This is a genomic window from Pseudomonas sp. GYB4201 (genome assembly GCF_056312595.1).
Genome location: NZ_JBWGIG010000061.1, coordinates 15458 through 27187, shown reverse-complemented (window position 1 = coordinate 27187; position 11730 = coordinate 15458). Strand labels below are relative to the sequence as shown.

The window sequence follows — 11730 nt, the reverse complement described above, 5'->3', positions numbered from 1 at the left end:
GTGGATGAATCTGTACTGATCTACAACGGGGAGCGACCACATCTCTCCCTGAAATACAAAACGCCCGATGCGGTGCATCGGGCGTTTTGAGACTGAAAGAGGTGTAAACCTATTTCAGGACTAGACATGGCGTTTGCCTGCCCTTGGCCGCGACGGGGTACACGCATTCGCGTAGCAGCTGCCGCAGGCGGCGTCCGGGTTCAGAGCGGCGTCTTGGACGCGGCCTGCGGCCGCTGCTACAGGAGTTTTGCGTAGCAGCTGCCGCAGGCGGCGTCCGGGTTCAGCGCGGCGTCTTGGACGCGGCCTGCGGCCGCTGCTCCAGGAGTTTTGCGTAGCAGCTGCCGCAGGCGGCGTCCGGGCTCACCGCGGCGTCTTGGACGCGGCCTGCGGCCGCTGCTCCAGGAGTTTTGAGTAGCAGCTGCCGCAGGCGGCGTCCGGGCTCACCGCGGCTCCTTGGACGCGGCCTGCGGCCGCTGCTACAGGAGTTTTGCGTAGCAGCTGCCGCAGGCGGCGTCCGGGTTCACCGCGGCGCCTTGGACGCGGCCTGCGGCCGCTGCTCCAGGAGTTTTGCGTAGCAGCTGCCGCAGGCGGCGTCCGGGCTCACCGCTGCGCCTTGGACGCGGCCTGCGGCCGCTGCTACAGGAGTTTTGCGTAGCAGCTGCCGCAGGCCGCGTCCGGGTTCACCGCAGCGTCTTGGACGCGGCCTGCGGCCGCTGCTACAGGCGTTTTGCGTAGCAGCTGCCGCAGGCGGCGTCCGGGCTCACCGCGGCGTCTTGGACGTGGCCTTGGCCAGCACCTGCTCGATGTCAACGCTGTCCAGCTGCTGCGCCGGCAGGTATTCGCGGGCGTAGTCCAGGTACACGCCGCTGCGCAGGAACAGCTCGAACAGCTCCGGGTCGATGTGTGCGTCGCGGCACATGAAGGCCATGATGTTCAGCGCCTCGCCCAGGGTCTTGCCCTTCTTGTAGGGGCGGTCGGCGGCGGTCAGGGCTTCGAAAATGTCGGCGATGGCCATGACCCGCGCCGGCAGGCTCATCTGCTCGCGGGTGAGGCCGCGCGGGTAGCCGCTGCCGTCCATTTTCTCGTGGTGCCCGCCGGCCATTTCCACCACGTGCTGCAGGTGGCTGGGGAAGGGCAGGCGGCCGAGCATGAGGATGGTCTGCACCATGTGGTGGTTGATGATGTAGCGCTCCTCGGCAGTCAGCGTGCCGCGGCCGATGCTCAGGTTGTACAGTTCGCCGCGGTTGAACTTGTAGGCCGGCACCTGCATGTTGAAGCCCCAGGGGTTGTCGGCGGGCATGCGTTCGCTTTCCGGGCGCTCGAACAGGTGCTCGGGGCGGTCGGCCAGCAGCGTCTCGCGCACCGGCAGCACAGGCGCCGGGCTGCGCGCCTGGCGGTGGTTTTCTTCCCAGGACACGCCCAGGCGGTCGTCCAGGGTGCGCAACCAGCTGCGCTGGGCGATGCGCGCCAGGCGTTCCAGGCTGGCGGCGTCCATGAACTCACCGCCCAGGTTGCAGCGGGCGACGAAGGCAAAATCATCGTCCAGCGCCTGCAGCTCGGCATCGCGGGCGCTGGCCAGCACGGGTTCGTCGCCACCCTCGGCGCGTTGTTGCCAGTAGCTGACCCAGGCATCGCGCTTGAGCACTTCGAAGCGGGTGCGGATCTCGTGGATGCGGTCATACAGGGTCTCCAGCTTGGTGGCCTTGTCCACCACGTACTCGGGCGTGGTGACCTTGCCGCAGTCGTGCAGCCAGGCGGCGATGTGCAGCGCCTCCCACTCTTCCTCGCTGGGCTGGTAGGCGGCGAACGGCTCGGCCTGGCTGTCGGCGGCGGCGCGGGCGAGCATCTTGGTCAGCACCGGCACGCGCTGGCAGTGGCCGCCGGTGTAGGGGCTCTTGGCGTCGATGGCGCCGGCAATGATCTGGATGAAGGCGTCGAGCAACTGCTGCTGGTGCACCTGCTGGCGCTGGCCCTCGATGCTGGCGGCGGCCACCCCCGACACGGCCTGGATGAAGGCGATGCGGTCGGGGCTGAACTTGGCCAGGTCGCTGCGGCTGCCGGTGTCGCGGTGCAGCAGCACCAGTACGCCGATGGTCTCGCCGCGGCGGTTGTGCAGGCGCACGCTGATCAGGTCCAGGCGCGGGCTGTCGAGCTTGAGCATGACCTGCTTGAGCTCGCCGGCCTGGTCGAAGCCGATGGAGGTCACCACGCTGTCGCGCTCGCTGCCCAGGGTGCGCAGCCATTCGGGGGTGTCGTCGGCGGCAAGGGCGTGGGCGCCGAGGCCGTAGTTGGCCAGGTTGCGGCGCTTGTCGTTGATGATCAGGCCGCTGGGGCGCACCTCGCCGCTGGCGCTGTCATACAGGTAGATGATGCCGGCCTGGGCGCTGCTCAGGCTCACGGTTTCCTGCAGCACGCGCTTGAGCAGCGGCTCGAAGCGGGTCTCGGCGGACAGGCTGGCGGTGATCTCGAAGAAGCTGGCCAGGGTCTGCTTCATGCGGTGCATGGAATCGGTCAGCTGGTCCACCTCCAGCACTGGCGAGCGGCGCGGCGGTGGGCGCTTGAAATCGAAGCGGCGGATGGCGTCGGCTTCCTTGACCAGCGCGTACAGCGGTTTCACCAGCAACCGCGAGGTCAACCAGCCCACCGGCAGGCACAGCAGCAGAATCGTCAGGGTCACCAGCGCGCCCTGCCACCGCAGGCGATAGGCGTCGGCCAGCAGCTCGTCCTCGGGCACCAGCAGGGCCAGTTGCAGGCCGTCGGGCGCACCTTGGTCGATGCTGCTGCGCGCCACCACCCAGTCGCGGCCACTGGCGTGCAGGCGGTTGTCACTGCCGCTGCCGTTGGCCAGCAACGCCGCCAGGGCCGGGTCCAGGTCGGCGACCCTGACCAGCTGGGCGGTGCCGCTCTGGGTGATCAGGCGCTGGTTGTCGGGGTAGGCGACGGCGTTGCCTTCATGGTCGAACAGCGCGATCTGGGTGTGCGGCGTGACCCGGTGCTTGGCCAGGGTAGCGCTGAGGTCGTCCAGGGTTAGGTCGGCGCCGATCACCGCGTGGTCGTTGACCCGCAGCGCCAGGGTGGTGCCCACGGCGTGGCTGGAGAAAAACACGTAGGGATCGGTGGTGATCTGCGCGCGGTCGGTCAGCGCACGGCCAAACCAGTCGCGGCTGCGCGGGTCGTAGGGGTCGTCGGCGATGTCGTGGCGGCTGATCAAGTTCAGCGCGCGGTCGAACATCAGTGACTGCGAGTGGGTGGCTCCGGTGCCATCGTGCTCGATGCTCCACACCTGGTACAGGGCGTCGGGCGGGGCCTCGAAATGCTGGCGCAGGGTGTCGGTGCGCAACGGCCGCACCATGAAGAAGTCGCCGTTGCCGTAGCCGATGTACAGCGACGCCAGGTTGGGGTTGTCGACCAGCGACTGGGCCATGGGCTCGAGCAGGGCCAGGCGCTGTTCCAAAGTGGGCGTCTGCGCCGCATCATTGAGGGCCAGCAGGCTGAGCAGGTGGCGGATCGGCAGGTAGGTGTGGTCGATGTCCAGGCGCACGTCCTGGTCGATGCGCGAGAACAGCGCCTGGCTGCTGGCCAGGATGATCTGCGAGGTTTGCCGGTAGTTGAACAGGCCCAGCACGGTGCCGGTCAGCACCAGCAGCAGGGTGAACATGGCGCTGATGTGCACGTGCAGCGGGAAGCGGCGGTCTGTGAGCCTGGGCATCATGAATCACTCCTTGAGGATGCGTGCACCGCGTGCCCGGCAGCCGAGGCACGGCGGTGTGCAGAGCCTGATCACCGCAGCCCTTGCGAGCCGATAATGGCGAACCGGATAACGCTTTACAAGCCCGGCGCGTCAGCGCTGTGACGGGCTGGCCAAATGATGCGCGAGGGCCTTTTCGAGCATGTCCATGGCCCGTATCACCTGGTTGGGCGAAACGTGCGGGTCGCGGCGCTTGCACGCTGCTTCCAGGGCTTCGCAGGCCTGGGTCAGGGCGCTGGCGGCAACAATTCGCGCGGCGCCCTTGATGCGGTGCGCCAGGTCGAACAGCGCGGCGTTGCCCTTGGCGGCCAGCAGGGCCTCGCGGTCGTCGATGCAGCTACGCCGCACCTGCTCGAGCAGGCGCCGCTCCATGGCAGGGTCGCCGCCAGTCAGGGAAGCCAGTTGGCTCAGGTCGATGATGTGGTCTCGGGCGTTCACGGTCATGGTTTCCAGTGCGTGGGAAAGGTCGGTGAGGCTGATGGGCTTGAACAGGCAGTCATCCATGCCCGCGGCCAGGCAGCGTTCGCGCTCCTGGTGCTGGGCGCTGGCGGTGTAGCCCAAAATCACCCGCGGGTGCTGGCCCTGGCCCTGCTCGTGCTGGCGCAGGCGCCGGGTCAGCTCGTAGCCGTCCATGCCGGGCATGTTGCAGTCCACCAGCAGCACGTCGAACGGGCTGGCCAGGGCAGCCTGCAGGCCGGCTTCGCCGTTGTCGGCGGTGGTGGCGCTCAGGCCCAGGAAGTCCAGCTGCTGGGTCATCAGCAGGCGGTTGGCGGGGTGGTCGTCTACCACCAGCACGCGCAGGCCGTGCAGCTGGGCGGCGGGTGCCGGGGTAGGTGTGGGGGAGCTGGCCAGGGCGGGGAGCTGTTCGGCCACCAGGGTCAGGCGCACCTGGGTGCCCTGGCCTGGCTGGCTGTCGAGGGCGAGGCTGGCGCCCATCAGCTCGCCGAGGCTCTTGCTGATCATCAGCCCCAGGCCGGTGCCGCTGCGGGCCCGGCGGCTGCCGGGGTCCACCTGCACGAAGGGCTGGAACAGGCGCTCGAGGTCGGCGGCGGCGATGCCGATGCCGGTGTCGCTGACCAGCACCTGCACCTGGCGGGTGCCGGGGCGGGGGCCGGGCTCCATGCGCAGGTCGATGGTTACCTGGCCGCGGTCGGTGAACTTGATGGCGTTGCTCACCAGGTTCGACAGCACCTGCTTGAAGCGCAGCGGGTCGAGGGTGACGTCCGGCTGCTCGCCCGCCGGCACCTGCACCAGCAGTTGCAGGCCCTTGTCGCGTGCCAGGCCCTCGAACACCCGCGCCACGTCGCTGACCAGGCGCATGGGCTGGGCGCGCGCAAGGTTGAGCTCCAGGTGCCCGGCTTCGATGCGCGACACGTCGAGAATGTCGCCGATCAGCGCCAGCAGGTCACGGGCCGAACCGTAGGCCACCTCGATGGCGCCGCGGTCCAGCTGGTTGTGCTCGGCGCGGCGCAACGCCAGTTCCAGCATGCCGATCAGGGCATTCATGGGCGTGCGTATCTCGTGGCTCATGGTGGTCAGGAAGGTGCTCTTGGCACGGTTGGCCTGGTCGGCCTGGTCCTTGGCCTGGCTCAGGTCGTCGAGCAGTTGGCGGCGCTCGCTGATGTCTATCCAGCCGCCGATGACGCCTTGTACCTGGCCTGCCGAATCGCGGTACGGCAGTATCCAGTGGTAGATGCTCAGGGTGCGCTCGCCCAGGCGCAGCGGCCGGTCCATCAGTAGCGGCTCGCCCTGGGCCATCACCTGCAGGTAGTCGAGCTGGTAGGCCCGGGCCTGCTCGGCGTCCAGCAGCACGCCTTGCTCCACGGTCTTGCCGATGACGTCTTCACGCCGGGCGTCGAAGGTCTGCAGGTAGCTGTCGTTGCAGCTGAGCAGGCGCCCGTCGCGGTCGCGCACGTAGATGGGGTGCGGGGTGCCGTCGACCAGCGCGCGCATGAACTGGAACTGGTCGCCCAGGGCCCGTTCGGCGGCGACGCGCTGGCGGATCTGCCGGCGCATGTAGAGAATCCACAGCATGGACAGGGCCAGCAGCCCGCCCGCCGCCGCGACAATCTGCAGGATCAGGCGGTGGTAGTTGCGCCAGTAGCCATTGCCGGCCGGCTGCGCGTTGCGCCAGCGCGCGGTGATGGCGGTCATCTCCGCCGGGCCGATGCCCAGCAGGGCCTTGTCGAGGATGCTGCCCAGTTCGGTGGCGTCCAGTGCCGTGGCCAGGCTGAAGGTGGCGGGCACCGTGCCGACGGTGCTGCGCATGGCCAGGCGGTCCTGGAACAGCGGCGAGGCCAGCAGGTGACGGGCCACCACCAGGGCGCTGACCGCGGCCTCGGCCTGGCCCTGGGCCAGCAGGTCGAGGCTGCTGAAGGCGTCGTCGGTCTGCACCAGGCTGGCCTGCGGGTAATGCTGGCGGAGCCAGGGCACCAGCGGGTTGCCGCGGGTAATGGCCAGGCGCCCAGTGAAGGCGCCCAGCTCAAAGGGGCCCCTGGCGTTGGCGGGTGTCACCAGTACATAGGAATTGCTCAGGTACGGGCGGCTGAACTGCACGGCCTGCTCGCGCTCGTCGCTGGGGATAATGGCGGCGATGATGTCGGCGCGGCCCTGGCGCACCCGCTCGAGCATGTCACCCACGCCGCTGGCCCGCTGGATCTCGAACTGCAGGCCGGTGCGCAGGCGGATCAGTTCCAGCAGGTCGGCGCTGATGCCGCGCAGGTTGCCGTGGCGGTCGAAAAAGGTCAGCGGCGCGAAGGACTCATCCACCGCTACCCGCACGCTGGGGTGGGCCGCCAGCCAGCGCTCCTCGCGGGGGCTGAGCTGCAGCCTGCGATCGGTGAGCAGCAGGTCGCTGGCACCGCTCCAGCGCTGGAAGATGCTCTGGCGCTGCTCCAGGCTGATGGCGGCCAGGGCGTTGTTGACCTGGTTCAGCAGCGTTGGGTCGTTGCCGGGCAGGGCGAAGCTGAACCCCGTGGGTTCGTCGCGGCTGAAGTTGGCCATGCGCAGGTTGTTCAGCAGCCCCTGGTCCATCTGGTAGTGGGTGGAGATGGTATCGCCCAGGAACACGTCCGCCTGCTCGAACGCCACCGCGTTCAGGGCATTCTGGTAGGAGGGAAAATACTGCACCTGGGCCTTGGGGTAGTGCGCCTGGATGTAGCTGGCCGGCAGGTAGTGGTTGACCACGCTCAGGCGCCGCCCCGCCAGCTGGTCGTCCAGGGGGCGGTCATCGTCCACGCGGGTCACCAGCACCGGGCGGTCGAGGGCGTAGGCGGTGGACAGCGCCAGCCCGCTGCGGGCTGCTTCGTAGCCGTTGGCGCTGGCTAGCAGGTCGATACGCCCTTCGCTCAGGGCCTGGATGGCCTGGTCGCGGCTGGGGTAGCGTTGCACCGTCAGCGGGCGGCGCAGGCCCTGGGCCACCAGGGCGGCGTAGTCGGCGCTCAGCCCTTGGTATTCCTGGGCGTTGCTGATGTCGAAGGGTGGGTAGTCGGGGGCGGACACGCCCAGGCGCAGGGGCGTCCCCTCGTTGTTAGGCAGCACAGGCCCCAGGCGCACGTCATTGTGATCGAGCAGCACCAGCCGTTGGGTGTCCTGCGCCGCAGCACCGGTGGCAAGGCAGCACAACATGCCGATCACGGCCAGGCGACGGGGCAGGGTATTCATACCAGGTAATTACGCTTGGCAATATCGATCAGGTCGACCAGCGAGGCCACCTGCAGTTTTTGCATCAGGCGCTTTTTATAAGTGCTGACGGTCTTGTTGCTGAGGAACATGCCCTTGGCGATTTCCTTGTTGGAGTGGCCCTGGGCGAAAAGTTGCAGCACCATCAACTCGCGGTCATTCACACCTTTGAATAATTCAATTTCGTCGCGCTGGCCTGGTTCGACCTTGGGTGAGCTGAGCACGGTGCTGGGGAAATAACTGTACCCGGTCATGACGGCGGCCACGGCGCTTTTCAATTCCGCCAGCGCCTCGCGCTTGCACACATAGCCGGCAGCCCCCGACTGCATGCAGCGGTGGGTGAACAGCGGCGGGGTCTGGGCGGTGAGCACCAGGATCCGCGAGCCGATGTTCATGGTCTGGAAGCGCGCCAGCACCTCCAGGCCGTCCAGCCTTGGGATGCTGATGTCGAGGATGATCAGGTCCGGCGGGTTTTCCCGGATCATCTGCATGGCATCGACGCCGTTGTTGCATTCGCCGATCACGGTGTAGCCCTGCTTTTCCAGGATGAAACGGACGGCAAGGCGTATGACCGGGTGGTCGTCAACTATAAAGGCAGTGCTCATATATAACTTCCCATACAGGCGATGAAGAAAAGGCGCACATTAGCCCAGTTGTTGGGGGTGGCATATAAGCAACCGCGCCATCCGCGCTATATAGGAAATTTCCTACAGAGATTGAAGTTTTAGAATACGCCGGTTTGTGGGTTTGTGAAGTGTCAAGGGTGTCATTGGTTCGTCTTGTTGCAGTTTGAAAGTATGTATTTAGGGGTGATTGTGATGATAATTAATGTACGGCTTTAATGATTCTTACACTGGTTGGGTAACTTTCCTTACAGGTGCAGATGATTATTCCCCTAACCGGCAGTTGGTGGGGAGCAGACGATTCCGAAAGTCTTGTAGGCTTTTTCCGAGCTACCCAGCCCGTAGCAGCTGCCGCCAGGCGGCGTCCGGCGCCCGCAGTTGCACCGCAGCGGCCGTGACGCGGCCTGGCGGCCGCTGCTACGGTGGGCCCCCAGGTTTACAGCGGTGCCGAGCGGCCGGTCATTTCCCGGGCCATTTCGCTGGCGTAGCTGTCGGTCATGCCGGCGATGAAGTCGATCATGCGCATGAACGAGCCGTGCAGCGAGCCCGCCGGGTCGGGGGCGCTGTTGCCCAGCAGGTCGAGGATGCGCCGGTTCTTGAACGACGGGGTCTTGCCGCCATGCTGCTCCAGCGCTGCGCCACACAGGGCGTTGAGGAGAATTTCCAGGGTGGTGTATGCGCCGATTTCCTGCAGGGTCTTGCGCTTGTCCTGGAAGATCTTCTTGCGCGCCATGTCCTTGGCGCTGAGCACGCAGCGCTTGGCCGGGCCATGCATGTGCTCCACCAGGTCGCCGTGCAATGTGCCGGCCAGCAGCGCGTCCTGCTGCTCGACGAAGGCGCGCGCGGCGGCGTTGGTCAGGTGCTCGATGGCCTTGCCGCGCAGGATCGCCAGCTTGCGCCGGCGCGAGTCCTCGCGGCCCAGCTGGCGGTAGGTCTCCGGCAGGTCGTCGCCCACCAGGCCCAGCAGCAGCGACTCCACCTCGGCGTAGTCCAGCAGTTCCATCTCCAGGCCGTCTTCCAGGTCGATCAGCGCGTAGCAGATGTCGTCGGCGGCCTCCATCAGGTACACCAGCGGGTGGCGCGCCCAGCGCTGTTCTTCCAGCTGTGGCAGGCCCAGCTTGTGGGCGATCTGCTCCAGCAGCGGCAGTTCGCTCTGGTAGCAGCCGAACTTGTGCTTCTTGTAGCCCAGGGAGTCGGCGTGGCGCGCGGTCCAGGGGTACTTGAGGTAGGTGCCCAGGGTGGCATAGGTCAGGCGCATGCCGCCGTCGAACTGGTGGTATTCCAGCTGGGTGAGCACGCGAAAGCCCTGGGCGTTGCCTTCGAAGTTGAGGAAGTCCTGCTGTTGCGCTGGGGTCATGCCGTCCAACCAGCCGCGCCCGGCGGCCTGCTGGAACCAGTGGCGAATGGCGTCTTCGCCGGAGTGGCCGAAGGGCGGGTTGCCGATGTCGTGGGCCAGGCACGCCGACTGCACCACCATACCCAGGTCGCTGGGCTCGCACCAGGCCGGCAGGCGCTCGCGCAGGGTCTCGCCCACGCGCATGCCCAGGGAACGGCCCACGCAGCTGACTTCCAGCGAGTGGGTGAGGCGCGTGTGGATGTGGTCGTTGCTGGTGACCGGGTGCACCTGGGTCTTGCGCCCCAGGCGGCGGAAGGCGCCCGAGAAGATGACCCGGTCGTGGTCCTTGTGGAAGGGGCTGCGGCCCAGCTCCTCGGGGCTGTGGAGGATCTTGCCAAGGCGTTCGCGGTTGAGCAGGGTAGGCCAATCCAAGGCGGTTTCTCCTGAAAGCATGGTTGGCCTTGAGCTTCGGGGTTTATCGCGCGCGCTGCAAGCCCCGTGTCAGGCTTTCGCAGCCCTGGCCTGGCGCTGGCTGAACCACTCATACCCGCTGACGCAGAGGATGCCGGCGGTGACCAGCGCCGCGCCGATCAGGAAGTTGGCCTCCAGCGGCTCATCCAGCAGCCACACGCCGAAGCCGATGCCGTACAGCGGCGTGAGGAACGCCAGCACCCCCAGGCGCGAGGCCAGGTAGTTGCGCAGCAGCCAGAACCAGGCGAGCAGGCTGGCGAACGACATGACCAGCACCTGGTAGGTCAGGTTGGCGATGACCGTGGGGGTGACATTGACGCTGGCCTGGTGCAGCACCAGTGCCGCGGCCACCAGCAGCACGCAGGCGCCCACCAGTTGGTAGAGCAGGGTCTGGCTGGCTGGCGCGCTGGACAGCCGTGTGGTGCGCACCACCACCGTGGTGGCGCCCCAGGCCGCGCCCGCGGCCAGGCCCAGGGCGTCGCCGAGCAGGGTGCTGGCGCCGCCATGGCCGCTGAAGGCCACCACAATGCCCAGGAACGCCACCGCGATGCCGCCCCATTGCGCCGGTTTCAGGCGCTCGGCGGGCAGCTTCCAGTGCAGGCCCAGGGCGGCGAAGATTGGCGAGGTGTAGAGGAAAATCACCATGTGCGAGGCGCTGGTGTGGCGCAGGCCTTCGCCCACCAGCAGGTATTCCAGGCCGAACAGGCCGCCGATGGCCAGGCCCGGCAGCCACGCGGTCTGCCCGGCCTTGGGCTGTTCGCGGCGCCAGAACATCACGGCGGCCACCAGCAGCGCGGCTACGCCGGAGCGCACGCCAATCTGCAGGATGGGCGCGATGTCGCTGGCAATCGCCTTGATGGCCACCTGCTGCAAGCCCCAGATCGCGCACAATACCAGCATCATGCCGCTGGCCCGGCCGTCCAGCGCGCTGCGCTGTTGCATGGAGTTTCCCCTGTCGTCGGAAGTAATGGTGGGCATTATGAGGCTGGCGGGTTTTATTGATATAGTTTTTATCTGACAGCCTATAGCTGTACTCCGCCACGTCTTGCCAGGTTGCCATCATGAAGCGCGACATTGCCCAACACCTGCAACTGGCGCCGTTCGACTACGCGTTGCCGGCGCCGGTGTTTTTCCGCACCGCGTGCATGCCGGCGCACGCCACCTACCCGCGGCATAGCCACGCCTGGGGGGAGTTCGTCTATTCGTTCAGCGGCGTGATGGAAATCGAGATCGACAACCACCACTACCTGGCGCCGCCGCAGTACGGCATCTGGCTGCCGCCGGACGTCGAGCACATGGGCTTCAACCGCCACGAGGCCTGCCATTGCTCGGTGTACGTGGCGCCGCAGCTGTGCGCGCGGATGCCGGTGCGGCATTGCGCGTTGACGTTGGGGCCGCTGATTCGCGCGTTGCTGGAAGAGTTGCGCCATGAGCCACCGGGCTTGCCGCAGACCCCCGAGCAGGAGCGCCTGCTGCAGGTGCTGGTCGATCGCCTGGCCCGCGCGCCTCATGCCGGCAGCTACCTGCCCGGTTCCAGCGACGCGCTGCTGGGCCCGGTGCTGCGGGCGCTGGAAGCCAACCCGGCGGACCCGCGCTCGCTGCCGGAACTGGCGCGCACGGTGAACACCACCGAGCGCACGCTGGTGCGGCGCTGCCAGCGTGACCTGGGGATGTCGTTCGCGGAATGGCGCCAGCGCCTCAAGGTGGTGGAGGCGCTGGCGCAACTGGAACAGGGCCACACCGTGGAAGCCATCGGCCTGGACCTGGGCTACAGCAGCGCCTCGGCGTTCATCAGCATGTTCCGGCGCATGACCGGCTCCACCCCGGACGAATACCGCAAGGGCAACGCCCCGGGGCTGCTGACCTAGCCG

At 67.2% G+C, this 11730-nt stretch carries 6 protein-coding genes; 1 reads left to right on the top strand and 5 read right to left on the bottom strand.

Going from position 1 to position 11730, the window contains the following annotated elements; genetic code table 11:
• Nucleotides 1-760 precede the first annotated feature (760 nt).
• The 5 genes from AC0Z2B_RS31220 to AC0Z2B_RS31200 all read right to left on the bottom strand — a co-directional run bounded on the left by AC0Z2B_RS31220 (nucleotide 761) and on the right by AC0Z2B_RS31200 (nucleotide 10801).
• Nucleotides 761-3709, bottom strand: a complete 2949-nt coding sequence (locus AC0Z2B_RS31220; RefSeq protein ID WP_476301908.1) for an HD domain-containing phosphohydrolase — start codon at nucleotides 3707-3709, stop codon at nucleotides 761-763.
• Between the two features lie 132 nt (nucleotides 3710-3841).
• On the bottom strand, nucleotides 3842-7411 hold the full coding sequence (locus AC0Z2B_RS31215) for a transporter substrate-binding domain-containing protein (protein WP_476301906.1): 3570 nt from the start codon (nucleotides 7409-7411) through the stop codon (nucleotides 3842-3844).
• Nucleotides 7408-8034, bottom strand: coding sequence for a response regulator (locus AC0Z2B_RS31210; RefSeq protein WP_476301904.1), 627 nt, complete (start codon nucleotides 8032-8034; stop codon nucleotides 7408-7410). Before AC0Z2B_RS31210 ends, AC0Z2B_RS31215 begins: the two co-directional genes overlap by 4 nt.
• A gap of 454 nt (nucleotides 8035-8488) precedes the next feature.
• Nucleotides 8489-9820, bottom strand: coding sequence for a deoxyguanosinetriphosphate triphosphohydrolase (locus AC0Z2B_RS31205; protein WP_476301902.1), 1332 nt, complete (start codon nucleotides 9818-9820; stop codon nucleotides 8489-8491).
• Between the two features lie 69 nt (nucleotides 9821-9889).
• A complete protein-coding gene (locus tag AC0Z2B_RS31200; protein WP_476301900.1) occupies nucleotides 9890-10801 on the bottom strand; it encodes a DMT family transporter in 912 nt (303 codons plus the stop codon).
• 119 nt (nucleotides 10802-10920) lie between these two features.
• Here AC0Z2B_RS31200 and AC0Z2B_RS31195 point away from each other — a divergent pair, with 119 nt between their 5' ends.
• Entirely contained in the window at nucleotides 10921-11727 is an 807-nt protein-coding gene (locus AC0Z2B_RS31195) for a helix-turn-helix domain-containing protein (protein ID WP_473003282.1), read from the top strand.
• Nucleotides 11728-11730 lie beyond the last annotated feature (3 nt).

Excerpts from the sequence above, each read along its gene's own strand:
- AC0Z2B_RS31220 (WP_476301908.1), bottom strand. The coding sequence starts at position 3,709 with ATGCCCAGGCTCACAGACCGCCGCTTCCCGCTGCACGTGCACATCAGC.
- AC0Z2B_RS31215 (WP_476301906.1), bottom strand. The coding sequence starts at position 7,411 with ATGAATACCCTGCCCCGTCGCCTGGCCGTGATCGGCATGTTGTGCTGC.
- AC0Z2B_RS31210 (WP_476301904.1), bottom strand. The coding sequence starts at position 8,034 with ATGAGCACTGCCTTTATAGTTGACGACCACCCGGTCATACGCCTTGCC.
- AC0Z2B_RS31200 (WP_476301900.1), bottom strand. The coding sequence starts at position 10,801 with ATGCAACAGCGCAGCGCGCTGGACGGCCGGGCCAGCGGCATGATGCTG.
- AC0Z2B_RS31195 (WP_473003282.1), top strand. The coding sequence starts at position 10,921 with ATGAAGCGCGACATTGCCCAACACCTGCAACTGGCGCCGTTCGACTAC.